This is a genomic window from Streptomyces geranii, assembly GCF_002954775.1.
GTDB lineage: Bacteria > Actinomycetota > Actinomycetes > Streptomycetales > Streptomycetaceae > Streptomyces > Streptomyces geranii.
On the sequence record NZ_PJME01000019.1, the window covers coordinates 20,900 to 43,780 of the forward strand.

Sequence of the window (22,881 nt, forward strand, 5' to 3'; positions counted from 1 at the left end):
TCGGACGCTATAGTTGAAGAGTTAACAACCTGGAGGATGAGCGACCATGCAGTTCGGGATCTTCAGCGTCGGCGATGTCACACCGGACCCGACCACGGGACGTACGCCGACCGAGCGCGAGCGCATCAAGGCCATGGTCGCCATCGCGCTCAAGGCCGAGGAGGTCGGCCTTGACGTGTTCGCCACGGGTGAGCACCACAACCCGCCCTTCGTGCCCTCGTCCCCGACCACCATGCTCGGGTACATCGCCGCGCAGACCGAGAAGCTGGTCCTCTCCACCTCCACCACCCTCATCACCACCAACGACCCGGTGAAGATCGCGGAGGACTTCGCGATGCTCCAGCACCTGGCCGACGGGCGCGTCGACCTGATGATGGGACGCGGCAACACCGGCCCGGTGTACCCGTGGTTCGGGCAGGACATCCGGCAGGGCATCAACCTCGCCGTCGAGAACTACGCCCTGCTGCGCCGCCTGTGGCGCGAGGACGTCGTCAACTGGGAGGGGAAGTTCCGGACGCCGTTGCAGGGGTTCACGTCGACGCCCCGCCCGCTGGACGACGTACCGCCGTTCGTCTGGCACGGCTCCATCCGCTCGCCCGAGATCGCCGAGCAGGCCGCCTACTACGGCGACGGCTTCTTCCACAACAACATCTTCTGGCCGGCCGACCACACCAGGCAGATGATCGAGCTGTACCGCTCCCGGTACGCCCACTACGGGCACGGGACGGCCGAGCAGGCGATCGTCGGGCTGGGCGGGCACGTGTTCATGCGGAAGAACTCGCAGGACGCGGTACGGGAGTTCCGGCCGTACTTCGACGTCGCGCCGGTGTACGGACACGGGCCGTCCCTGGAGGACTTCACCGACCAGACCCCGCTGACCGTCGGGTCCCCGCAGCAGGTCATCGAGAAGACGCTGGCCTTCCGGGAGTACGCCGGTGACTACCAGCGCCAGCTGTTCCTGATCGACCACGCGGGGCTGCCGCTCAAGACGGTCCTGGAGCAGCTCGACATGCTCGGCGAGGAGGTCGTGCCGGTGCTGCGCGAGGAGTTCGCGAAGGGTCGCCCGGCGGACGTGCCGGACGCGCCCACGCACGCCTCCCTGCTGACGGCCGCGCGCAAGCGGCAGGACCAGCAGGGGCAGCAGGAGCAGCAGGAGAAGGAGGAGGCAGGCGTATGAAGCTCGTCGTCGTCTCGGCCGGGCTGAGTGTTCCGTCGTCCACCCGGCTGCTGGGGGACCGGCTGGCGGCTGCCGTCGCCGCGCAGGCTCCGGTGGACGTCCAGGTCGTCGAGTTGCGCGACCTCGCCGTGGAGATCGCGCACAACTTCACCAGCGGGTTCCCGGGGCGCAAGCTCTCGGACGCGCTGGACGCGGTGACGGCGGCGGACGGGCTGATCGTCGTCACGCCGGTGTTCTCCGCCTCGTACAGCGGGCTGTTCAAGTCGTTCTTCGACGTACTGGAGAAGGACGCGCTCGTCGGGAAGCCGGTGCTCGTCGCCGCGACCGGTGGGTCCGCCCGGCACTCGCTGGTGCTGGAGCACGCGATGCGGCCGTTGTTCGCCTATCTGCGGGCCGTGGTCGTGCCGACGGCCGTCTACGCCGCCTCCGAGGACTGGGGTGCGGAGGGGCTGCCCGAGCGGGTCGAGCGGGCCGCGGGGGAGCTGACGGCCCTGATGTCGGGGCTGTCCGGACAGCGGCCGGTACCGAAGCAGGTGGTGGGCGGGTTCGAGGTGGTCCCGTTCGAGCAGCAGCTGAACGCCCTGCGGGGCTGAGAGTGAGAGGCGAGTAAGAGCCCCCCTTGGCACACTGGGCGGGTGTCCCAAACTGTGCTGCTCGCCGAGGACGACCGTGCCATCCGACATGCCCTGGAGCGGGCCCTGACCCTGGAGGGCTACCGGGTCACCGCGGTCGCCGACGGGGTCGAGGCGCTCGCCCAGGCGCATCGCACCCCGCCGGACATCCTCGTCCTGGACGTGATGATGCCCGGCATCGACGGACTCCAGGTCTGCCGGGTGCTGCGCGCCGAGGGGGACCGTACGCCGATCCTGATGCTCACCGCGCTGGTGGAGACCGCCGACCGGATCGCCGGCCTCGACGCGGGCGCCGACGACTACGTCGTCAAGCCGTTCGACGTCGAGGAGGTCTTCGCCCGGCTGCGGGCGCTCCTGCGCCGCACGGGCACCGGCGAGAGCCTGCCCAAGGGCGTCGCTCCCGTCGGCGTACGCACATCACCCGCACCGAAGGAACCCGCCGTTCCCGAGCGGCAGCTCACCGCCGCCGGGCTGCGGATGGACCTCCAGGCGCGGCGGGTGTGGCGCGGGGCACGGGAGCTGGAGCTGACCCGGACCGAGTTCGAGCTGCTGGAGCTGCTCGTCCGCAACGCCGGCATCGTGCTCGACCACTCCACGATCTACGACCGTATCTGGGGCTACGACTTCGGCCCCGGCTCCAAGAACCTCGCCGTGTACGTCGGTTACCTGCGCCGCAAGCTCGACGAGCCGGGCGCCTCGCAGCTGATCCACACGGTGCGGGGCGTGGGTTACGTCCTCCGGGAGGACTGAGTGACCCTGCGGAGGGCGGGACTGGCCTCGCTCCGGACCACCTTCGCCGTGTCCTTCGCCGCAGTCGCGGCCGGGGTGACGGTCCTGGTCGGCTTCCTTTCGTACGACGCCGCCGCCCGGCTCGTCCGGGTCGACCAGCAGTCCGCCTTCGCCGAGGTCGTGCAGGACCTTCAGGACGAGGTCCGGCACAACACGATGACCCCGCAGGACTTCTCGTCGTCCGAGCCGGGGCACGACATCGTCCGGCCGAGCCGTACCGACGTGCAGGTGCTGGGGCCGGGCGGCGAGGTGCTCGACAAGGGCAGCCCGGGGCTGCCGGTCACCGCCGAGGACCGGGAGATCGCCGGGTCCCCGGTCCCCGGGCTCGCCTTACAGCACAAGGACGTCGAGGTCGGAGCCGACGTCTACCGCATCGCCACCGTCGCCCTTGGGGACGGCAGGGGGGCTGTGCAGGTCGCGCAGGAGTTCAGCGATACAGAGGATCTGCTCCGGGAGCTGCAGCAGCGGACGATCCTGATGATGGCGGCGGTCGTCGTCGCCGCCGGGCTGTTCGGGTGGTGGCTGGCCCGGCGGATCACACACCGGCTGCGCATCCTCGCGTCCGCCGCGGAGGACGTCGCCCGGACCCGTCGGCTCGGCATCCAGGTGCCGGTCACCGGGTCCGACGAGGTGGGCCGCCTCGGGCGGTCCTTCGACCGCATGCTCGGCCGGCTCGCGCAGTCGGAGGACGACCAGCGCAGGCTCGTCCAGGACGCGGGGCACGAGCTGCGTACGCCGCTCACCTCCCTCCGTACCAACATCTCCCTGTTGCGCCGCATCGACGAACTGCCGCCCGCGACCCGGGAGGACCTGGTCTCCGACCTTGCCCTCGAAGCACGCGAACTCACCGACCTGGTCAACGAGTTGGTCGACCTCGCGGCCGGCCAGTCCGACACCGAGCCCAAGCAGCGGCTCGACATCGCGGACATCGCGGACGAGGTGGCGGTGGTGGCTCGGCGGCGTACGGGGCGGGAGGTGGTCGTGCGGGTCAGCGGCGACACGGTCGCCGACGCGCGTCCGGCCGCGCTGCAGCGGGCGATCTCCAACCTTGTCGAGAACGCGGCGAAGTTCGATCGGGGGGGTACCGCGCCGATCGAGATCGCGGTCACCGGGGTGGAGCGGGTGCGGCAGGGGGTGATTCGGGTGGAGGTGCTCGACCGGGGGCCGGGGGTCGCGGAGGGGGATCTGCTGCGGTTGTTCGACCGGTTCTATCGGGCTGCTGACGCTCGTAGCCTGCCGGGGTCGGGGCTGGGGTTGTCGATCGTGCGGGAGGTGGCTCTTGCGCATGGGGGAGCGCCGTTCGCCAATCGGCGGGAGGGGGGTGGGGCGGTTGTCGGGTTCACTTTGGGGGGTGGGGAGTGAGGGGTGGTAGGGGGTGCGGGGTGCGTTGTCGGCTTGCGGCCGGTGGGGGCTGGTCGCGCAGTTCCCCGCGCCCCTGGGTGGGTGGGGGTGCGGGGGTGCGTTTTGGGTGCGGGTGCGTTGTGGCTGGTCGCGCCCACGCGGCGGAGCCGCAAATTGGATACAGCCCCGCGCCCCTGGGTGGGCGGGGGCGCGGGGACGCTGCGTGAGGCGGGTCAGCTGTTGGTGAGGAGGCTGGTCATCTCGGTGATTTCCGCGTTCTGGGTGCGGATGACGTCGTCGGCCATGGCGGTCGCGGGGGCGTAGGCGCCCTTGGTCTTCTCTGTCGTGGCCATCTTCACGGCGCCCTTGTGGTGCTCGATCATCATCGCCAGGAACGCCTTGTCGAAGTCCTCCGCCGCCGAACCGTGGTTCATCTCCGGCATCGCCTCCATCGACTCCATGCCGGGCATCGACTCCGTCGACGTCGGGACCTTCTCGTCCCAGCTCTTCAGCCAGGCGGTCATCTTCGCGATCTCCGCTGTCTGGGCCTTCTCGATGCGGGCCGCCAGGGACTTGACCTCGGGGGACGAGGCCTTGGCCGTCGCCTCCTCCGCCATCTCCAGGGCGCCCTTGTGGTGGGGGATCATGCCCTGCGCGAAGGTGACGTCCTGGGCGTTGTGGTCCTCGGTGGCGGTACCGGTGCTCTTCTCGGCGCCGCACGCCGTGAGGGCCAGCGCGGCCGTCGTGGCCAGGACGATGACGGTCTTGCGGGTTGTGCGCATGCTGGAACTCCTGCTGTGGGGAAGGGAATGGAACCGAGGCGAGGTGGGGCCTGTGCCTCTAGATCCGCAGGAGTTGGAGTTCCGCCAGGGACGGTGGTGCCCGGGCGCCCTCGGGGGACCGGGGAAGGGAGTGGGCCGCGTAGGCGGCCGGGTTCGGGGCGCCGGACGGGTCGGGGGTGAGCGCGGGGAAGGTGTGGCCCGCCGGGACCGCGCCGGACGCGCAGGTCGCGTCGGCGTGCGCGCTGTGACCGCCGTGCGAGTCGCCGCCGTGGCAGACCGACTCCTCGGCCGGTCCCGCCTGCCGCATGGTCATCGCCTGGGCCCGGTGGCCGTGATGGGCGCTGTCCGTCGTCCCGCCGCCCGGCCCCAGGCCGTGCATCGCCAGTACGCCCGCCAGCAGCCCCAGCACGACGCACGCACGCGCCCACCAGTGCGGTGGGTGCGGGCGTCGTGGTCGGCGCGTTCGCTGTGGGCGGGCTGTCACCCGGCCATGTTAGCCCGGCGGAAGCATACGGATACCGGGTACCCGTATATTCGTACCCTCTCGGCCGTACGTCAGGAGGTACGGCCGAAGCAGCGCTCCAGCTCATCCAGGTCGTAGAACTTGCTGCCCTTGGACACCGGACGGCAGCCCGCCTTGAAGGCCGTCTCCTTCTCGTTGTAGAGCATGCGTACGAGCGTGGTGTCGCCCTTGCGGAAGACGTCCCACTGGATGTTCGAGGCCATCGGCGCCACGGCCGCGCCCCGCCACGGGTTGCTCGCGTACGTGTACGGCTTCGCCGCCGTCACCCCCTGCGTGCTGCCCGGCAGGCCCATCAGGGCGGCCAGCGGGATGATCTCCTCGGCGTGCGTGAAGCGCAGTTCGGCGCCGAGGGTGTCGGTGCCGCTCTCCGCCCCCTCCGCCTTCTTGAAGAAGTCGTCGAGCAGGACGTTCGCCATCTTGTACGTGATGTCGCTGTCGGCGAAGCCGGGACCCTTCTCGTAGAAGTCCTCGGCGTCGCTCAGGTACCCGAACCACGCGGCGTCGTGCTGCGAGATGTACCGGTTCATCTCCCAGCCCTTGCCGCCGGGGCTCTCGGCGCTCATCGCGGGGGCGATCCCGTACAGGTTGTAGACCGCCTCGGCCGCGTCCACCGCGCTGCCGGCGGTGGTCGCGAACTCGCCGTCGACTATGCGTTGCGTGAACGACCGCGTGAAGATCTTCCGCAGTACGTCCGAGGCCGCGCGGTGGGTGGCCGGCTGGTCGGTGATCGACTTGAGGGTCGCCGCGAGACGCGTGTCGTTCGCGATGTAGTCGCGGTAGGCGGCACCGCCGGCGGCCTTGTGGAAGTAGAGCAGGTCCTTGTCCGTGCGGGGCGTGCCGATGAGCGGCTTGAGCGCCGGGTCGCCGGCCGCGAGGGTGTCCGCGAAGAGCTGGCCGCTGTCGACGGCCCGGCCCTGGCCCGAGCTGACGACGTCGATCTTCTCGCCCTTCGCGGCGATGCTGTCGAAGAGCCCCGGCAGCCGCTGCTCCAGCCGTACGGCCGTGCCCGCGATCTCGCTCTTGCCGCGTCCGCTGAGGTTGCCGTAGCCGACCTTCGACATGGCGGCGAGCAGGGCCCGCACCTTCGGCCCGAACTCCTTGCCGCGCGCGGTCAGCTGCCGCTCGCTCTCGGCCTGGTCCCACAGCTTGAGGATCAGGTCGCCGTCCGAGCTGTCGGTCGCGGCGCGGGAGCCGTGCCGGGAGACGTTCTCCGTGAACACCGGGACGAAGCCCTTCGGGGGCTTCTGGTAGGTGCGGAGGTTCTGCTGGGGGGCGTAGGAGCCCTTGGTGCCGTAGCTGTCGGCGGTGGTGGAGCGCTCCGCTGCGTGCGCGGGCAGCGCGGTGGCTGCCAGCAGGGCGCACAGAGGTGCGGCGGCGAGGACGAGGGTGGCGCGTTTCATGCGCGCATCGTGTGCGGCCCGGATGAACCGGGGGCGACCACGGAATGGCGGGGGCGGGGCGTAATGGGCATGTGCGGGGCAAATGGCCACGGAGAGTTCTGGTTGATTGATTCACCTTGTGTTGAAGAATTGGTGACTTCTATCATCTAAGTCCAGTCCGAGTCCTGTTCGTGAGACCCCCGTGAGACCCCAGAGGCGCCCGATGCAGCAGCATGAGTACTCCCTCGACGAAGCCGTCCACCGGTGCCTCGTCGCCGGATTCGACGGCACCGACGGCGTCCCGCACACCCTCAAGGGGCTCATCGACCGCGGCCTCGGCGGCGTCATCCTCTTCACCCGCAACGTGCGCGACGCCGACCAGGTCCGCCGCCTCACCGACGAACTGCGCGCCCTGCGCCCCGACCTCCTCGTCGCCATCGACAACGAGGGGGGCGGAATCGGCCATCTCGTCGCCGCGGGCGCCCCCGAGGTCCCCGGCTCCTACGCCCTCGGCGTCGTCGACGACCCGGACCTCACCGCCCGCTGCGCCGACGCCCTCGCCGGGCACCTCGTCTCGCTCGGCATCACCGTCTCGTACGCCCCCGTGGCCGACCTCCAGCATCACCCCGACAACCCGATCGTCCGCACCCGCTCCTTCGGCGCCGACCCGGAACTCGCCTCCCGGCACCTCCGCGCCTGGATCACGGCGACCGAGGCCCGCGGGGTCGCCTCCTGCGCCAAGCACTTCCCGGGCCACGGCGGCACGGTGACCGACAGCCACCACGAGATGGCGGTCGACCCGCGGTCGTACGACGAGATCCGCGCCGACGTCGAGCCGTTCCGGGCGTCGGTGACGGCGGGCGTACCGATGCTGATGAGCGCGCACGTGGTGTACCCGGCCCTCGACCCCGAGCGCCCGGCGACACTCAGCCGCCGCATTCTGAACGACCTGCTCCGGCACGACCTCGGTTTCGAAGGAGTGCTCGTCACTGACGCCCTGGAGATGAAGGCGATAGCCGACCGGTACGGCGAGGCCGCCGGCGCCCGGCTCGCCCTCGCCGCGGGCGCCGACCAGGTGATCGTGGCCGTACCGGACCTGGCGACCACCCTGGCCTGCCGGGACGCGGTGATCGACGCGCTGCACGAGGGCCTGCTCTCGGAGGAGCGGGTACGGGAGGCGGCGGGGCGGGTCCGGAAGCTGGCGGAGCGGTACGCGGGGGCCGTGGCGGAGGGCGCGGGGGAGGGGTGGGACTCGGAGGCCGGGCTCGACGCGGCCCGGCGGGCCGTGCGGGGTGCGGGAGGAGGGGGCTTCTCTCCGGCGCCGGGCCCGGGTGCCTACGTCGTCGATCTGTTCCCGCCGCCGCACCCCGCCCTGAACTGGGGCGGCGAGGATCTGCTCAGCGAGGTGCGCGCCCTCGACCCCACGGCTGTGGGCGTCGTGCTGAACGAGGCGCCGGTGGACCAGGAGGCCCTGGTCGCGGGCGTGCTGCGCCGGGCAGCCGGGGCGCCGCTGGTCGTCGCCACGTCGGACGCCGGGCTGTCTCCCTGGCAGGCGGAGCTGCGCGCGGCGCTGGTCGCGGGGCGCGCGGACGCGGTCCGCGTCGACACGGGACTGCCGGAGGGCGGCGCGCTGTGTTCGTACGGGCGCGGCAAGGTCAATCTGCGGGCGCTGGCCGAGGTGCTGGTGGGGGGCGTTGCCGGGAGCGCTGTGTGAGGTGTCGGCTGGGGTGTGTGGGGCCGGGTGATGTGTCGGCGGGGGCGCGGAGTGAGGCTGCGGGCCCGGTGGGGCTCTTCGCGCAGTACCCCGCGCCCCTGAGAACGCGGGCCCGCCGCCCGTTCGTCAGGGCTGTACGACTTCCTTGATGCCCCGCGCCGCCAAGTACCCCTCGTCCTCGGCCCGTTCCGCCAGTACGACCGCCGGGCGCACGCCCTCCGCCCGCAGTCGCGTCCACGCCTCGAAGTACGCGCCGCCGGGGCCGGAAATCGAACGGTTCCCCGGGGTGCAGTCCAGGACCAGGGCGGTCGTACGGGGCTCCGGCGAGGGCGGTGTGGTGCGCAGGTCGGCGACCGTCTCCGCGAGGGCCTCGGCGATCGGCTTCGGGCGGCCGGTGGAGTCGAACAGGCCGAGCGTGTACTCCAGTTCGGGGAAGTCCGCGAGGGAACGGTCCACGTCGTGGGAGCACCACCAGGTGACGCCGTACAGGTTGGCGCACTCGGCGGCGTTGCGTACGGTCGCGCGGGCGAAGTCGGGGGCGTCGGCCGCCGGGATGTGCGGTTCGGGGGCGCCGGTCTCCTGGACCCAGACGGGCCGGGCGGCGTCCTCGGCGTACGCGGTGGCCAACTCGACGCCGTACTCCGCGAGATGGCGGACCTGCGGGGAGCGGGGGCCGTAGCGGCGGGCGCAGTCGGCCGAGAACACCCAGGGGTGGACGGTCGTCAGATCGCCCTTGCGGGCCGAGGCCTCCGGGGTGAAGGGGTGGTCGTCGCTGTACCAGGCGGCGTCGTACGCGGAGTGCGTCGCGAGACCTGTCGTTCCGAGTCCCGCGCGGGCCGCTGCCAGCAGGGTGTCCAGGTAGTGGTCGATGTCTGCCACGGTCACGGGGTTGTGTTCGACCAGGTTGTTCAGCTCGTTGCCGAGCTGGAGGCCGAGGAGGTTGGGGCGGCCGGTGAGGGCGCTGCCGAGGGTGCGCAGGAGGGTGGCCTGCGCCTCGATCGCCTCCGGGTCCGTGAAGACGTTGCGGTGGTGCCAGCTGCGGGTCCACTCCGGGTAGAAGTCGAAGCTGGAGAGATGGCCCTGCACGCCGTCCACCATGACGTCGAGGCCCGCCTCCGCCGCCACGTCCACCAGTTGCGCCACCTGGTCGACGGCCGAGGCGCGGATCAGCGTGCGGTTCGGCTGGAGCAGCGGCCAGAGCGGGAAGATCCGTACGTGGTCCAGGCCAAGCCCGGCGATCTGGTCGAGGTCCTCGCGGGCCAGCGCCGGGTCGAAGTCGTACCAGGAGTGGAACCAGCCCCGGCGCGGCGTGTAGTTGACGCCGAAGCGAGGGGCGGAACTGGGGGCGGGGGGTGTGCTCACGGGTCCTCCTCGGACGTCCTGCTCGGACGTGCGTGACTGCGCCGGGCCGCGAGTCGGGTCTTGTCCTCGGCGAATGTATGAACCACCATAGTGCGCGATGAGCAATGAATTGAACCAGGATTCGGTTCGGGATTCCGACTGTGGCGAGGGCGCTCCTTCTGTGGGCGACGCCCTCGTCGTCGGGCTCGACGCCGGTGGCACCCGTACGCGCGCGGTGCTGGCGTCCGCCGCCGACGGGCGCCCCCTCGGCGAGGGCGTCGCCGGGCCGGGCAACGCCCTGACCGTGCCCGTACCGCAGCTCACCGAGCATCTCGTCGAGGCCATCGCCCAGGCTGTTCCGGTGTCGGACCGGCCCAGGGTCACCGCCGTCGCGGGCGGCTTCGCGGGCGCCGCCGGTACGGCCGACGAACCCGGCCGCGTCAACGCCCGCACGGCACTGACGGAGGCGCTGCGCCGACTGGGCATTCCCCCGCGTGGCATCCGGATCTGCAGCGACATCGAGGCCGCCTTCGCCGCCGCGCCGGACGCCCCGGCGGACGGTCTGGCCCTCGTCGCGGGCACGGGCGCCGTCGCGATGCGGATCACCGCCCGCCGCTGCGAGAAGACCGTCGGCGGCGACGGCTGGCTCCTCGGCGACGACGGCGGCGGCTTCTGGATCGGACGGGAGGCGGTCCGGGTCGCGCTCCGCATGGCGGACCGACGGGGTGACGACACGGCTCTGGCGGCGCTGGTGGGGCGGGAGTTGGGGGTGCTGGAGGAGGTTCTGCCGGAGGCGGTTCTCTCGTACGAGGGTGAGAGCGGCGCTCGTCTGCCCTGGTCCCGGGCCGCACGCGAGGCCTATCGCCGGTACGTCCTGCCCGCCGTCATGGGCGAACCGCCGGTCCGGCTGGCCAGGTTCGCCCCGCTGGTCGCCGGGGCGGCCCGGGCGGGGGACGCGCTCGCGGGGGCGATCCTCGACGAGGCCGCCGGTCATCTCGCCGACTGCGTACGGGCGTTGGAGCCGAGGCCGGGGGAGGCCGTGGTCGCGACCGGCGGGCTGCTCGGTCCGGACGGCCCGCTGACCGTGCCCCTGGACCGGCACCTCAACGCCCTCGGCCTGACGGCGCACTGGGTCCCCGACGGCAGCCGGGGCGCGGTGGCCCTGGCCCGCCTCCTCCATGACGCCGACGCCGACGCCGTCCCAGGCACGCACCCGGAGAAGGACCAGTGACAGTGACCCCCCATCCCCGCCCTCAGCCCCTCTACCGGGACCCAGCCGCCCCGGTCGACGCCCGTGTCGCCGACCTCCTCGCCCGGATGACCCTGCGCGAGAAGGTCGGCCAGCTCAACCAGCGGATGTACGGCTGGGACGCCTACCGTCGTCGCCCGGACGGGGAGTTCGAGCTGACGCGGGCCCTGTACGACGAGACCGACCGCTTCGAGGGCCTCGGCGCCCTGTACGGGCTGCTGCGCGCCGACGCCTGGTCCGGCGTCGACCACGCCACGGGCGCCGGTGCGGAGGCGGGCCCGCTGCTGGCCGACCTGGTCCAGCGGCACGTCCTCGAACGCAGCCGCCTGGGCATCCCCGCCCTGTTCGTCGAGGAGGTGCCGCACGGTCTCATGGCCCTCGACGGCACGGTCCTCCCCGTCAACCTCGCGGTGGGCGCCACCTGGGACCCGGACCTCTACGAGCGGGCCGCCTCCCACGCCGCCGCCGAACTCCGGGCCCGGGGCGGCCACTTGGCCCTGGTCTCGGCACTGGACATCGCCCGCGACCCCCGCTGGGGCCGTACGGAGGAGTGCTTCGGGGAGGACCCGTATCTCGCCGCCCGCCTCACGGAGGCGCTGGTGCGCGGCATGCAGGGTGAACTCGCCGGAGTGGACGGGGAGTTCGCGCCCGACAAGGCCCCGGTCGTGCTCAAGCACTTCGCGGGGCAGGGGGCCACGGTCGGCGGCCGGAACTCCGCCGAGTCGGAGCTGGGGCCCCGGGAACTCCACGAGATCCACCTCCCGGCGGCCCGGGCCGGTGTACGGGCGGGCGCCGCCGCGGTCATGGCCGCGTACAACGAGGTGGACGGCCTGCCCTGTTCGGCCAACGGCTCGCTGCTGAACGGGCTGTTGCGCGACCGCTGGGGGTTCCGGGGCCTGGTCATGGCGGACGGCCTGGCGGTGGACCGCCTCGCCCGTATCACCGGCGACAAGGTCTCCGCCGGTGCGCTGGCGCTCGACTCCGGTATCGATCTGAGCCTGTGGGACGCGGGGTTCACGCACCTGGAGGAGGCGGTGGAACGCGGGCTGGTGAAGGAGTCGGTGGTCGACGCGGCCGTGTCCCGGGTGCTGGCGCTGAAGTTCCGCCTGGGCCTGTTCGAACGGCCTTGCCCAGCAACCGAGTTGCCGTCGGCCGAGACCGGCCGCTCCCTGAGCACCGCCCTGGCCCGCTCGGCCGTCACCCTCCTCCACAACAGGGCCGGCGCCCTGCCCGTCGACCCGGCGCGGGTCTCCCGTATCGCCGTCCTCGGCCCGCACTCCGCCACCACGGCCCACCAACTCGGCGACTACACCGCCCCGCAGCGCCCCGGCACCGGGACCGGCGTTCTGGCCGCCCTCCGCGAACTCGCCCTCCCGGGAACGGAGATACGGCACGCCCAGGGCTGTGCCCTCACCGGCGACGACCTGTCCGGCATCCCCGAGGCGGTGGCTGCGGCAGCCGCCTCCGACCTGGCCGTGCTGGTGCTGGGCGGCAGCAGCGCCCGTACGCCCGACACGGAGTTCGACGCCAACGGCGCGGCGCGGGCGGTGGTTTCGGAGATGACGTGCGGCGAGGGCGTCGACCTCGCCGACCTGCGCCTTGGCCGGGCCCAGCACGCCCTGCTGGACGCGGTGACCGCGACCGGCACACCCACGGTCGTCGTCCTGATCCAGGGCCGCCCGCACGCGGTCCCGGAGGCGGCAGGCCACACGGCCGCCCTGCTGACGGCCTGGTACCCGGGCCCCTGGGGCGGCGAGGCCATCGCCGAGATCCTCCTCGGCCACACCGCCCCGACCGGCCGCCTCCCCGTCTCGGTCCCGCGCTCGGCGGCCCAACTCCCCGTCTACTACAACCACAAGGACACGGAGTACGGCACGTACGTCGACGAGGACGCCGAGCCGCTGTACTCCTTCGGGCACGGTCTGACCTACACGAGTTTCGAGTACGGCGTTCCGAACATCCGCCCTGGCGGCGGCAGTTGTGAGGTGGAGGTCACCAACACCGGGGGACGGGCGGGGCGTTCGGTCGTCCAGCTGTACGTGCGGCGGGTGCGCACGTCCGTCTGGCCGCGCACTCTCGAACTCCGTGGCTTCCAGGCCGTGGAGCTGGCTCCGGGGGAGCGGCGTACGGTCGTGTTCGCCCTCGGGGAGGAGCAACTCGCGCAGGTCGGGGGCGACTTGGCGACCGTGGTGCTGCCGGGGAGTGTGGAGATCAGGGTCGCGGAGTCGGCTCGGGAGGCGCTGGACTCCGTACCGGCCGTCCTTGATCTGTAACAGAACCCGGCGGTTCATCTCGGGCGTGCAACAGGGTGGGGTGTCGGTGAACCGGCTTGCGGCGTACGGCATTTAACAGGTTGAGATCCACAAGGAACGACGCCGAGAGGGCAACCTGACATGTCTTTCAGCCGCACCCGCACCCGCACGCACTCCCGTACGATCGCCGCGGTCGGTTTCCTGCTCGCCTCCGGACTCTTCCTCACCGCGTGCGACTCCGACAGCCCGGAGCCGACGGCCAGTTCCACCCCGGCTTCCACCCCTGCTTCCGCTTCGGCTTCTGCTTCCGTGAGTGCGGAGGCCAGCATCGCGGCCACCACCGACCCCAACGGTGACTCCGGCTCGGAGACGCCTTCCTCCGGCACCCCGGAAGGGTCCACCCCGGAAGCCTCCGTCGGCACCTCCGGCGGCGAGCAGGCCACCGTCGACAACCGGGTGGACGGCACGGTCACCGGCACGTTGACCTACCTGGCGCCGGGCAAGCTGGAGGTCGGCGGCCGGCCCTTCTACGTCGCCGTCGACACGGACATCCGGGGCGGCGACATCTGCGGCGACCCCGAGAGCCAGTCGGCGGAGGCCTGCACCCCCGACGAACTGGACGCGGCGGCACAGGGCGGCAACCTCACGGTCGAGGTGACCATCAAGAAGGGGATCGCGGAGCGCGTCGTACAGGCGTAGCTTCCGGCGGGGCGGTGGTGTGGACGTGGGCGGCGATGGTGCGTGCGCACTCCAGGGACTCGGTGCGGGTCGTGTCGACCTCCAGGTCGTACACCACGCCCTCGTGCACCAACTCCGCCTGCGCGACGGCCATTCCACGGACCCGGTCTCCCCGGGCGACCTCGCGACCGGCGGCGACGGTGCTCTCGCAGCGGACGCCAACCCAGAGCACGTCCAGGTCACCCGGTTCTCCCGATTTCCCCGGTTCGCCTGATTGGCGGAGGGCCTTCAGCCATCGCTGCTGGGAGGCGGCTCCGCCGAGGAGGACGTCGTCGATGACGACCCGGGCGCCCGCCCGGACCATCGCCGCGACGCCCTCCCGCCAGGCCGCCTCCAGCGCGAGGAAGTCCGCCCCGAGGCTCACCCCGCCGTCCGCCGCGAACACGATCCCGTCGCCGTCGGACTCCCGCATCCTCGCGGGCAGGGCGTCGACGAACGAGTCGCACCCGAACGCCAGCCACGGCTCGGGCAGGACGGCTTGCAGGCACCGTACGATCCCGGACTTCCCCGAGCTGGAGCCACCGTTGAGAATGATCATCTGGGTCGTCACCGTGCCAAGGTAGGGCGGTTCTCGGCGCGGCACGAAACGAATTACCTCTACCTCCTCTACTTCCTCTACCTCCTCTACCTCGTGAGTTCGGCCGGGTCGTCGAGCCGGGTCAGCTTGCGGGGGTTGCGCATGACGTAGACGCGGGTGACCCGGCCGTTCTCCACCGCGACGCTCACCGTGGTCGGTTCGCCGTCGATCTCGATCCGGGCCGCGGGGGCGCCGTTGAGCCAGACGGTCGACATCTCGAAGGCGGTGGCCACCTGGTTCGCGCGGGTGAGCAGCCTCGCCACGGGTTCGGCGCCGTGGATCGGCGCGAGTACGGCGGCGACGATCCCGCCGCCGTCGGCGACGAGGACGACGTCCGGTGCCATGACCTCCAGCAGCTCCTGCAACTGCCCGGTGCGCAGGGCGAGCAGGAAGCGTTCGACCACGGCCCGCTGCTCGGACCGGCTCACCCGGACCCGGGGCTGCCGGGCCGCCACGTGCTCACGGGCCCGCCGCGCGACCTGCCGTACCGTCGCCGCGGACTTCCCGATGGCCTCGCCGATCTCGCCGTACGGCATCGCGAAGACCTCGCGCAGCACGAACACGGCCCGCTCGGTGGGCCCGAGGGTTTCGAGGACGGTCAGCATCGCGATCGACACGCTCTCCGCGAGTTCGACGTCCTCGGCGACATCGGGGCTGGTCAGCAGAGGCTCCGGCAGCCACTCACCGACGTACTCCTCACGGCTGCGGGACAGCGTGCGCAGCCGGTTGAGGGCCTGCCGGGTGACGATCCGGACGAGGTACGCGCGTGTCTCGCGCACCTGCGAACGGTCCACGCCGGACCACCGCAGCCAGGACTCCTGCAGTACGTCCTCGGCGTCGGCGGCCGAGCCGAGCAGTTCGTAGGCGACGGTGAAGAGGAGGCTGCGGTGGGTGATGAAGGGGTCGTCGGTCATGGCGCCGTGGTTGTCGCGCCCGGCGTCCGGGTGCCTGCGGCGAGTGGGATGCCGCACGCGTCGGAGAAGCCCTGGGAGGTGATGCCGTGCGCCGTGTTGTTCCTGGTGGACAGGTTGGCGAAGCCGATGGCGGCGGTGAGTTCGACCAGCGCGGCCGGGCCGAGGCGGTCGAGGAGGCTCGCGTACAGGTCGTCGGTGACGGTGGGCGGCGTGCTCGTCATGGCCTCGGCGTACTCCAGCACGTCCCGCTCCAGCGGCGTGAACGCCTCCGACTCGCGCCAGCGCGGCACCTGGCTGGCCTTGGCCAGGTCCAGGTCCTTGTGCAGCGCCTGGAAGTAGTTGATGTCGAGGCACCAACTGCAGCCGACCTGCGCGGCGACGGCCATGTGCGCGAAGATCTTGAGCCCCTCGTCGGCCATGTCCCACTGACCGACCTTGCTCCCGAGGTCCGTGGAGTCCTGGGCGACCTTGGGGTTGTGCGCGGTGACTTCGAAGGGCTCGGGGACGGCGCCGAACTGCTTGAGCAGGCTCTCGCGGATCTCGGCGGGGAGTTCGGCCTTGGGGATGCGCAGGGTCACGGTGGTCTCCTTGTTCTTGTCTCCAGTTGGCCTGTCGGCCTGTTGGACATGGAGACACCGCTCGGCTCGCGAACGTGACAACGGCTATGAGGGCAGGGGCGGTTCGGGCTTCCGCGCCAGGACGGTGCCGAAGGCCCTCCTCGGGTCCATTCCTTCGTGGGGCTTCTGCACCAGCCGCGCGGTGACGACGAATCCGGCCCGCTCCAGGAGTGCGGCGATGCGCTCGGTGGGGACCAGGTGGGTCTCGTAGGACACGGGGTGGCTGCCGTAGGCCTGCGTCGGGCGCAGGTGCAGTTGCTCGTCGACGGCCACGTGACCGGCCAGCATCAGCAGGCCGCCGGGAGCGAGCGTGCGGTGGAACTCGGCGTACAGGGTGGGGAGTTGGTCCGGTGGGGTGTGGTGGGTGGAGTAGTAGGCGAGGACGCCGGTGAGTGCGGAGTCGCGGATCGGGAGAGCTGTCATCGAGCCCACGGTGAAGCCGAGGTCCGGGTGCGCCCGGCTCGCCGACTCGACCATCTTCGGGGACAGGTCCACGCCGAACACGGGCACCCCGAGGGCTGACAAGTGCGCGGTCACCCTGCCGGGGCCGCAGCCAAGGTCCGCGACCGGGCCGGGGCCTGCCGCCCGTACGGACTCCGCGAACGCCGTCAGCATCGAGCGGGACAGGGGGTCCAACTCCGCCGGGCTCATGACTAGTTGGACGTAGTCGGCGGCGACCGTGTCGTAGGAGGTGCGGATCGCGGTGAGGTAGGCGGGGGAGACGGGAGCGGGGGCCTTGTCGGTCATGCGGTGACCTTAGGGGGGCGGGTCAGCTCTCCGGGGCCTGGGGCGTCGTCCAGGCCGCCACCTGCCGTACGTACTCCCCGTATCCGGAAAGCGCGGCGGACACGATCGCCGCGACCTCCTCGGGTTCGGTGTCCAGGTACAGCTGGACGAGGACGTTGTGCGGGCCCTCCGGCGGTACGAGGGCTGCGGCCAGCTCCGTGTCGATCATCCCGGCCCGTTCGGCCGCGCCGAAGGAGGCGGCGGGCGAACCAGGGACCTCGCCAAGTACCGCCGTGGCGACATGGCTGTTGATCGTGACGGCCAGGTCGGCGAGGAGGGCCAGGATCCGCTCGGCGACGAGCCCGGCCGCCGGGTCGCTATCCAGGCGCGCGCGGTCCATCGGGCCGAAGGAGCCGAGGTGATCGACCGATCTGCGCATGGTGATGAGCCTGTGCTCGATCGCGGCCCGGTCAAGGCGCGGAAACACAGTCACGGGCACGGGCACGGGCACTTTCACGGGCGCGGGCCTGCCATTGCTCGACGGGGTCACCCGCGCATCGTCGCGCGTCGTCCGGCAGCCGCGCATCGTCGATCCCGTCTGATGGGACGCGCGGTGGACGACCCGGACGGCCGGGTGAAGAGTCGGTTCGCGTGCCGGTCGGCGAGGGCGCCGCAGGACAGCAGCGGCACAGGACAAGGGGGTCCGGAAATGCGGTCGTTGAGTGATCTCTTCCGTAATTTCATGCAGCTCGGATACGTGACCGACGACATCGACGCCGCCGCGTCCTACCTGGAGTCGAGGCTCGGGACGGTGGACTGCGTCCGGCACTACAAGTCCTCCCTGGGCGGCGGTCGGCCACCGGGTGACCCCGGAGGGCCGAGGGTGCCCTTCGTGGTGGTGGACGGTGAGCCCGCCGATGAATGGGTCATCGACGTCGCTCTCGTCAACGCCGGTCCGACCAACCTGGAGATCATCCGTCCGGTCGGTGGCGCCGTCGGCCTCTACCGGGGTGCCATCCGGCCCGGAGAGCCCGCGACACTGCACCATCTCGGCTTCCGCGTCGACGACTTCGACGAGGCGTCCGCCGTGGTCGCCGCGAGCGGCAGGGCCTGGAAGCAGTACGGGGACAGCGGTGGCATCCGGTTCGGGTACCTCGACATGACGGCCGAACTGGGCCACTTCGTCGAGGTCATGGAGCTGGACGAGGCCAGCGCCCAGGGGTTCGCCCACCTGGAGGCCGCGTCCGACGCGGTCCGGGACGGGGCGCAGGCATGAGCGGCCAGGAAACGGATGACGCCTACGACGTCATCGTCGTCGGCTCGGGCGCCGGGCTCGTCGGCGCGTACGCCGCCGCCTCCCGCGGACTGCGCACGCTGGTCATCGAGAAGACGGAGTACGTCGGCGGCACGACGGCCTACTCCGGGGCCGGGATCTGGCTCCCCGGCAACGCCGCCGAGCTGCGCGCCGGTGTCGAGGACGGGCCCGACCTCGCCCGCGCCTATCTCGACGCGATCGTCGGCGACGACTCGCCGGCCGCAGTGCGGGAGGCGTTCCTCCAGGCGGGGCCCCGTCTGATCGACGAACTGGAGGCCAATCCAAGGTTCGACCGGTTCGTCTGGCAGGGCGTGCCCGACTACTTCGCCGGGCGTCCGGGAAGCCTGCCGCAGGGGCGGACCGTCTTCCCGCAGAACCTCGACCGTGCCGAACTCGGCGACCTGGAGCCCCTGGTGCGCAGGCCGCTGTGGACCGAGCGCTGGGGTGTCGACCCCGGCACGGTGCTGGTCGGCGGCCAGGCCCTCATCGCCCGCGCCCTCCTCGCGTTCACGGAGACCGGCAACGGCACCGTCCTGACGAACACCGCGCTGGAGCGGCTCCTCGTCGAGGACGGCGCGGTCGTCGGGGTGGAGGCGGTGCGGGAGGGCGAGTTGGTGACGTTCCGCGCGGGTCGGGGCGTACTCCTCGCGGCGGGCGGATACGAGCGCAACGGCACCCTTCGGGAGCGGCTCCAGCCGGGGGTCGACGACGAGTGGACCCAGGGCTGCGAGGGGAACACCGGCGACGCGCTCACCGCCGGTATCGCCGTCGGCGCCGCGACCGACCTGCTCGACGAGTCCTGGTACGCGCCCGGCCTCGTCGTACCGCGTACGCGTCCGGTCTTCTACACATCGGTGTGGAGCGGCATTTGGGTCAACGCCGACGGGCGGCGGTACATGAACGAGCGTCTGCCGTACGACCGGGCCGGTCACGAGATGCTGCGAGCGCAGAGGGCCTCTGATGTGCAACACATCCCCACGCACTGGGTGTTCGACCAGCGCCAGCTCGACAACGAGCGTGCCTTCGCGGGGCTGCCCGTCGCGCCGCAGGTCCCGGGCTGGTTCGACGTCGACGAGTTCGTCGAGGCGGGGGTGCTGCAACGGGCCGGGACGCTTGAGGAGTTGGCGGCGCTGATCGGCGTACCCGAAGGCGCGTTGACCGAGAGCGTCGAGCGGTTCAACGGGTACGCCCGGGAGGGCAAGGACGCGGAGTTCGGGCGGGGCGAGGATCCCTGGGACCTCATGATCACGGGGATGGCGGGGGCGCACACCGACGGTCCCAATCCGTGCCTCGGCGTGATCGACAAGCCGCCGTTCTACGCGGCGACGATCGTGCTGTCCGACCTGGGCACCAAGGGGGGCCTCAGGACGGACGACCACGCGCGTGTCCTGCGGACCGACGGTTCGGTGATCGCCGGGCTGTACGCGTCGGGGAACACGATGGCGCCGATGTCCGGCCGGGTCTATCCCGGCGCGGGCGCCCCGGTCGGCTCGTCGATGGCGTTCTCCTATATCGCCGCGCTCGACATGGCCGACGGGGGCCGGTAGTCGGCTAGTTGGTCGGTCTCCTGCGGGCCGCTCGGCGCAGGTTCTCCGGTCAGGCGGACTCCGTCGAGTGGCCGGGGAACAGGGACTGCGCCGGATCCAGGGCGACCGCCGCGTTGTTGACGGCGGTCGCCACCTCCCCGAAGCCGACCGACATCAGCTTCACCTTGCCGGGGTACGCGGTGATGTCCCCGGCGGCGTAGACCCGGTCCACGGCGGTACGCATCCTGCTGTCGACGACGATCGAACGCCGGTCCAGTTCCACGCCCCAGTCGGCGAGCGGGCCGAGGTTGCTGATGAAGCCGAGGGCGGCCACGACCGCGTCGACCTTCAGCACGCGCACCTCGTCCTCGCCGTCGACCCTGAGGTGGGCCAGACGCAGCCGTTCGTCGCCGAGCAGGGCCTCGACCTGGGCCTCGGTGACGATCTCGACGCCGCGTTCACGCACCTCGCGCACGCTCGCCGCGTGCGCCCGGAACGTACCGCGCCGGTGTACGAGGGTCACCGAGCGGGCGATCGGGTGGAGCGCGAGCGCCCAGTCGACCGCGCTGTCCCCGCCGCCGACGACGAGGACGTCCTGGTCGGCGTGGTCGTCCGGGGCGGGGACGAAGTAGCTCAGTCCACGGCCGAGGAACTCCTCCCCGGCCGGGAGGGTACGTGCGGTGAACGCGCCGATCCCTGCGGTCAGGACGACCGCGCCCGCGTCGACCACGGTGCCGTCGGAGAGGGTGACCTGCGGGCGCCCGTCGGGCGAGCGGGCCAGCTCGACGGCCTGCCGGCCGAGCAGGTAGACCGGGTCGAAGGCGTCGGCCTGGGCCTTGAGGGCGGCGACGACATCACGGCCGCGCGCGCCGGGGACGGCCGCGATGTCACGTATCTCCTTCTCCGGGTACAGCGCGGTGATCTGGCCGCCGACCTGCGGCAACGCGTCGACCAGGACGGTCCGCAGCTCGCGGAAGCCCGCGCAGTAGGCGCCGAAGAGCCCGACCGGCCCGGCGCCGACGACGAGGATGTCTGTGGTCACAGCGGTCGCTGCGGTCACTGTGGTCGCTGTCTCGGCCACGGGCCGACCTCCTTGTGGGTGTGGTGCGCGCCCCGCCCGTCGGTACGGGCGGGGCGCCGCGTCAACCGGCTTTCAGTTCTTGGGTGTTACGACCGGCGGGGCGGACGGGTTCGTCATCGCCCCGACCCCGTCCCCGTCCCCGGCGGACACCGTGACCGGGACGCGCGCCTCGACCGTGAACTCCTCCACCGCCTCCTCGCGCCGCTCCCGCAGCAGCGTCACCACGATCACGAGCACCCCGACCGCCAGCGCGGACGAGATGAGCAGCCACTTGCGGAAACCGTCCTCCGCGTAGATCACCCCGCCCCCGGGCACGAGCGTGGCGTACGGAGTCAGCACCGCGAACATCACGACGGGCAGGACCGCCGAGAAGCCGGTCTGGGTCAGCTGGACGGTGCCGGCGGTCGAGCCCTGGTCGCCGACGGGCGTCGCGCGCATCACGAGACCGGGCACGGCAGCCGTCGTAAGACCGCCGCCGACCCCCACGATCAGCGCACAGACGACGAGTTCGCCGAAGGTGTCGTTGCGGAAGGCGAGCAGTGTCGTGCCGATCGCCCACGCGCCGAGGCCGAGCGTCATGAAGAGCCGGGGGTTGCGGCCACGGGCGGCCAGGTAGCCGACCAGCAGACCGCAGGCGACGGTCGCCAGTGCCTTCGGGGTCTCCAGGGAGGCGTATCCCAGGGTGGTCAGGCCGAGCCCGTACGTCTGGCCGGCCACCCGTGGGGTCATCGCCATCATGGGGATGATCTGGAAGACGCACGCGGAGATGGCGTACGCGGTCGCGCCCGCGACAGAGACGTACAGGAGCTGTTTCCGGCGGAAGAGGGAGAGGTTGACGATCGGCTCCGGCGTCCGGCGCGCTCGCCAGAAGAAGAGCGTGAGCAGTACGAGCCCGGCGACCAGGAGGGCTACGCCGGAACTCGCTGTCCAGCCCCAGGAGTTGCCCCAGCTGACGTAGAGCAGCACGCCGAGGACACCGGCGGCCAGCAGGGTGGCGCCGAGGACGTCCGGGCGGGCGGTGCGGCGCAGGGTCGACTCCGCCGTGGTCAGCCGTATCGCCGCGCACAGCCCGAACGTCCAGACCGCGTCGAACCAGAACATCCCCCGGAAGCCCACGTTCTCGATGAGCCACCCGATGAGGAGGGGCGAGAAGAGCGAGAGCGCGCCCATGCCGGTGATGGTGATGCTGGCGGCGAAGGCGGCCTGCCGGGGCGGATAGACGTCCCGGACGAGGGACGGGATCAGCGAGATCGTCGCCAGGATCGGGCCCTGGAGCGTCCGGCCGACCACCATGACGGCGAAGCTGGGGGCGAGTGCGCAGACGACGGCGCCTACGCCCGACACGAGCATGGTGAAGAGCAGTACCCGTCGTTTGCCGTAGAGGTCGGCCGCCTTGCCGAGCAGCGGGGCGCAGACGGCCCCGGCGAGGAAGTAGACGGTGGTCAGCCAGCCGCCCTGGGTCGTCGGGAACTCCTTGAGGATGCTGGGGAGTCCGATCGCGACCATGGACGCGCCGAGGGCCAGCGCCTCCAGGACCATCGCCAGGAAGACCGTCGACCAGACGAGCCGTGGGGTCCAGCCCGGGCCGTTCGGCGGTCCACCTGTGGGGCCGTTCGCGGGTCCGTTTCCGTTCGCTGCGTGAGGTATTGCCGTCATTGGAATCCTCCGGCGGGAAAGGGGGGATTGCGGGGAGAGGGGGAGAGGGGGGAGGGGGAGCGGCCGGTCGAGCGTATGGCGCGATCGATGCCCTCCGTGAGCGCGGATTCCGCTTGGTGGGACGGTCGGTGGACGGCCGGAGACCCCCCGGGGAGAGTCGTTTTCAGCCCCGCTGCGGTGGCGACCGACGGCGACACCGGAGCGTGCCGCGGAGGAGGAGGCCGAAGTCTCATGAGCGATGACTCAGATGACGTACGGGTGTGGATCGATCAGAAGCTGTGCACCGGGGACGGCCTGTGCACCCAGTACGCGCCCGATGTCTTCGAGTTCGGCGGCGACGGGCTGGCCTACGTCAAGGACGCCGACGGGGAACTGCTGATGGCGGAGGGCTCGCAGACCGACGTGCCGGAGAAGCTGCGCCTGGACGTGATCGACGCCGCCGACGGATGCCCGGGCAACTGCATCCACGTGGTGCGGAGTTCCGACGGGGTCGAGATCGCGGGCCCCGACGCGGCCTGACCTCATGAGTGCCTGACGTCATGAGTGCCTGAC

General features: G+C 71.6%; 22 protein-coding genes. 11 read left to right on the forward strand and 11 right to left on the reverse strand.

The annotated features are described in order from the left end of the window. Positions 1 to 46 precede the first annotated feature (46 nt). The 4 genes from CW359_RS24225 to CW359_RS24240 are packed head-to-tail and all read left to right on the forward strand — an operon-like array spanning position 47 to position 3,960. Positions 47 to 1,177, forward strand: a complete 1,131-nt coding sequence (locus CW359_RS24225; protein ID WP_105972218.1) for an LLM class flavin-dependent oxidoreductase — start codon at positions 47 to 49, stop codon at positions 1,175 to 1,177. Beyond that, the gene (locus tag CW359_RS24230; protein ID WP_105972219.1) at positions 1,174 to 1,770 is read left to right on the forward strand and encodes an FMN reductase; all 597 of its coding nucleotides are present in this window, start codon (positions 1,174 to 1,176) and stop codon (positions 1,768 to 1,770) included. The genes CW359_RS24225 and CW359_RS24230 overlap by 4 nt, the downstream gene beginning before the upstream one ends. 54 nt (positions 1,771 to 1,824) lie before the next feature. Further along, on the forward strand, positions 1,825 to 2,559 hold the full coding sequence (locus tag CW359_RS24235) for a response regulator transcription factor (RefSeq protein ID WP_105972220.1): 735 nt from the start codon (positions 1,825 to 1,827) through the stop codon (positions 2,557 to 2,559). Further along, the gene (locus CW359_RS24240; RefSeq protein ID WP_105972221.1) at positions 2,560 to 3,960 is read left to right on the forward strand and encodes a HAMP domain-containing sensor histidine kinase; all 1,401 of its coding nucleotides are present in this window, start codon (positions 2,560 to 2,562) and stop codon (positions 3,958 to 3,960) included. 212 nt (positions 3,961 to 4,172) lie between these two features. Here the strand turns inward: CW359_RS24240 and CW359_RS24245 are convergent, their stop codons facing one another. The 3 genes from CW359_RS24245 to CW359_RS24255 form a co-directional block, all read right to left on the reverse strand. Continuing rightward, positions 4,173 to 4,721, reverse strand: a complete 549-nt coding sequence (locus CW359_RS24245; RefSeq protein WP_105972222.1) for a DUF305 domain-containing protein — start codon at positions 4,719 to 4,721, stop codon at positions 4,173 to 4,175. Positions 4,722 to 4,779: 58 nt separating this feature from the next. Next, the gene (locus tag CW359_RS24250; protein WP_105972223.1) at positions 4,780 to 5,205 is read right to left on the reverse strand and encodes a DUF6153 family protein; all 426 of its coding nucleotides are present in this window, start codon (positions 5,203 to 5,205) and stop codon (positions 4,780 to 4,782) included. Positions 5,206 to 5,276: 71 nt separating this feature from the next. After that, positions 5,277 to 6,644, reverse strand: coding sequence for a histidine-type phosphatase (locus CW359_RS24255; RefSeq protein WP_105972224.1), 1,368 nt, complete (start codon positions 6,642 to 6,644; stop codon positions 5,277 to 5,279). 202 nt (positions 6,645 to 6,846) lie between these two features. Here CW359_RS24255 and nagZ point away from each other — a divergent pair, with 202 nt between their 5' ends. Next, positions 6,847 to 8,337 carry a beta-N-acetylhexosaminidase gene (gene nagZ, locus CW359_RS24260; RefSeq protein ID WP_105972225.1) on the forward strand — a complete coding sequence of 497 codons (1,491 nt, stop codon included), beginning with the start codon at positions 6,847 to 6,849 and terminating at the stop codon, positions 8,335 to 8,337. 126 nt (positions 8,338 to 8,463) lie between these two features. On the opposite strand, the gene CW359_RS24265 is transcribed toward nagZ, so the two are convergent. Further along, positions 8,464 to 9,699, reverse strand: coding sequence for a glycoside hydrolase 5 family protein (locus CW359_RS24265; RefSeq protein ID WP_105972226.1), 1,236 nt, complete (start codon positions 9,697 to 9,699; stop codon positions 8,464 to 8,466). A gap of 97 nt (positions 9,700 to 9,796) precedes the next feature. Between CW359_RS24265 and CW359_RS24270 the strand changes: the two genes are divergently transcribed. The 3 genes from CW359_RS24270 to CW359_RS47150 all read left to right on the forward strand — a co-directional run bounded on the left by CW359_RS24270 (position 9,797) and on the right by CW359_RS47150 (position 13,878). Next, a complete protein-coding gene (locus tag CW359_RS24270) occupies positions 9,797 to 10,909 on the forward strand; it encodes a BadF/BadG/BcrA/BcrD ATPase family protein (RefSeq protein WP_105972227.1) in 1,113 nt (370 codons plus the stop codon). A gap of 86 nt (positions 10,910 to 10,995) precedes the next feature. Continuing rightward, positions 10,996 to 13,200, forward strand: coding sequence for a glycoside hydrolase family 3 N-terminal domain-containing protein (locus CW359_RS24275; RefSeq protein WP_198655371.1), 2,205 nt, complete (start codon positions 10,996 to 10,998; stop codon positions 13,198 to 13,200). A 120-nt stretch (positions 13,201 to 13,320) separates the two neighbouring features. Beyond that, on the forward strand, positions 13,321 to 13,878 hold the full coding sequence (locus tag CW359_RS47150; RefSeq protein ID WP_105972229.1) for a hypothetical protein: 558 nt from the start codon (positions 13,321 to 13,323) through the stop codon (positions 13,876 to 13,878). On the opposite strand, the gene cpt is transcribed toward CW359_RS47150, so the two are convergent. The 5 genes from cpt to CW359_RS24305 all read right to left on the reverse strand — a co-directional run bounded on the left by cpt (position 13,841) and on the right by CW359_RS24305 (position 17,190). Continuing rightward, entirely contained in the window at positions 13,841 to 14,455 is a 615-nt protein-coding gene (cpt, locus tag CW359_RS24285; RefSeq protein ID WP_105972230.1) for a chloramphenicol phosphotransferase CPT, read from the reverse strand. The two genes, CW359_RS47150 and cpt, sit on opposite strands and share 38 nt — an antisense overlap. A gap of 86 nt (positions 14,456 to 14,541) precedes the next feature. Continuing rightward, positions 14,542 to 15,408, reverse strand: a complete 867-nt coding sequence (locus CW359_RS24290; protein WP_105972231.1) for an RNA polymerase sigma-70 factor — start codon at positions 15,406 to 15,408, stop codon at positions 14,542 to 14,544. Further along, positions 15,405 to 15,986 carry a carboxymuconolactone decarboxylase family protein gene (locus CW359_RS24295; protein ID WP_105972232.1) on the reverse strand — a complete coding sequence of 194 codons (582 nt, stop codon included), beginning with the start codon at positions 15,984 to 15,986 and terminating at the stop codon, positions 15,405 to 15,407. Before CW359_RS24295 ends, CW359_RS24290 begins: the two co-directional genes overlap by 4 nt. Positions 15,987 to 16,070: 84 nt before the next feature. After that, the gene (locus CW359_RS24300; protein WP_105972233.1) at positions 16,071 to 16,772 is read right to left on the reverse strand and encodes a class I SAM-dependent methyltransferase; all 702 of its coding nucleotides are present in this window, start codon (positions 16,770 to 16,772) and stop codon (positions 16,071 to 16,073) included. A gap of 22 nt (positions 16,773 to 16,794) precedes the next feature. Next, on the reverse strand, positions 16,795 to 17,190 hold the full coding sequence (locus tag CW359_RS24305) for a DUF86 domain-containing protein (protein WP_232838566.1): 396 nt from the start codon (positions 17,188 to 17,190) through the stop codon (positions 16,795 to 16,797). 303 nt (positions 17,191 to 17,493) lie between these two features. On the opposite strand from CW359_RS24305, the gene CW359_RS24310 reads away from it, so the two are divergent. Together CW359_RS24310 and CW359_RS24315 are read left to right on the forward strand one after the other, a co-directional pair. Then, the gene (locus CW359_RS24310) at positions 17,494 to 18,027 is read left to right on the forward strand and encodes a VOC family protein (RefSeq protein ID WP_105972235.1); all 534 of its coding nucleotides are present in this window, start codon (positions 17,494 to 17,496) and stop codon (positions 18,025 to 18,027) included. Then, positions 18,024 to 19,613, forward strand: a complete 1,590-nt coding sequence (locus tag CW359_RS24315; RefSeq protein WP_105972236.1) for an FAD-dependent oxidoreductase — start codon at positions 18,024 to 18,026, stop codon at positions 19,611 to 19,613. The genes CW359_RS24310 and CW359_RS24315 overlap by 4 nt, the downstream gene beginning before the upstream one ends. Before the next feature lie 49 nt (positions 19,614 to 19,662). Here CW359_RS24315 and CW359_RS24320 read toward each other — a convergent pair whose 3' ends face one another. Continuing rightward, positions 19,663 to 20,673, reverse strand: a complete 1,011-nt coding sequence (locus CW359_RS24320) for an NAD(P)/FAD-dependent oxidoreductase (protein ID WP_232838567.1) — start codon at positions 20,671 to 20,673, stop codon at positions 19,663 to 19,665. Between the two features lie 72 nt (positions 20,674 to 20,745). Next, positions 20,746 to 22,329, reverse strand: coding sequence for an MFS transporter (locus CW359_RS24325; RefSeq protein ID WP_105972237.1), 1,584 nt, complete (start codon positions 22,327 to 22,329; stop codon positions 20,746 to 20,748). Between the two features lie 231 nt (positions 22,330 to 22,560). On the opposite strand from CW359_RS24325, the gene CW359_RS24330 reads away from it, so the two are divergent. Continuing rightward, positions 22,561 to 22,848, forward strand: coding sequence for a ferredoxin (locus CW359_RS24330; protein WP_105972238.1), 288 nt, complete (start codon positions 22,561 to 22,563; stop codon positions 22,846 to 22,848). Positions 22,849 to 22,881 lie beyond the last annotated feature (33 nt).

Coding starts and splice junctions, on each gene's coding strand:
- CW359_RS24225 (WP_105972218.1), top strand. CDS start 47: ATGCAGTTCGGGATCTTCAGCGTCGGCGATGTCACACCGGACCCGACC.
- CW359_RS24230 (WP_105972219.1), top strand. CDS start 1,174: ATGAAGCTCGTCGTCGTCTCGGCCGGGCTGAGTGTTCCGTCGTCCACC.
- CW359_RS24245 (WP_105972222.1), bottom strand. CDS start 4,721: ATGCGCACAACCCGCAAGACCGTCATCGTCCTGGCCACGACGGCCGCG.
- CW359_RS24255 (WP_105972224.1), bottom strand. CDS start 6,644: ATGAAACGCGCCACCCTCGTCCTCGCCGCCGCACCTCTGTGCGCCCTG.
- nagZ (WP_105972225.1), top strand. CDS start 6,847: ATGCAGCAGCATGAGTACTCCCTCGACGAAGCCGTCCACCGGTGCCTC.
- CW359_RS24270 (WP_105972227.1), top strand. CDS start 9,797: ATGAGCAATGAATTGAACCAGGATTCGGTTCGGGATTCCGACTGTGGC.
- CW359_RS24275 (WP_198655371.1), top strand. CDS start 10,996: ATGACCCTGCGCGAGAAGGTCGGCCAGCTCAACCAGCGGATGTACGGC.
- CW359_RS47150 (WP_105972229.1), top strand. CDS start 13,321: ATGTCTTTCAGCCGCACCCGCACCCGCACGCACTCCCGTACGATCGCC.
- cpt (WP_105972230.1), bottom strand. CDS start 14,455: ATGATCATTCTCAACGGTGGCTCCAGCTCGGGGAAGTCCGGGATCGTA.
- CW359_RS24290 (WP_105972231.1), bottom strand. CDS start 15,408: ATGACCGACGACCCCTTCATCACCCACCGCAGCCTCCTCTTCACCGTC.
- CW359_RS24300 (WP_105972233.1), bottom strand. CDS start 16,772: ATGACCGACAAGGCCCCCGCTCCCGTCTCCCCCGCCTACCTCACCGCG.
- CW359_RS24305 (WP_232838566.1), bottom strand. CDS start 17,190: ATGCGCAGATCGGTCGATCACCTCGGCTCCTTCGGCCCGATGGACCGC.
- CW359_RS24310 (WP_105972235.1), top strand. CDS start 17,494: ATGCAGCTCGGATACGTGACCGACGACATCGACGCCGCCGCGTCCTAC.
- CW359_RS24315 (WP_105972236.1), top strand. CDS start 18,024: ATGAGCGGCCAGGAAACGGATGACGCCTACGACGTCATCGTCGTCGGC.
- CW359_RS24325 (WP_105972237.1), bottom strand. CDS start 22,329: ATGACGGCAATACCTCACGCAGCGAACGGAAACGGACCCGCGAACGGC.
- CW359_RS24330 (WP_105972238.1), top strand. CDS start 22,561: ATGAGCGATGACTCAGATGACGTACGGGTGTGGATCGATCAGAAGCTG.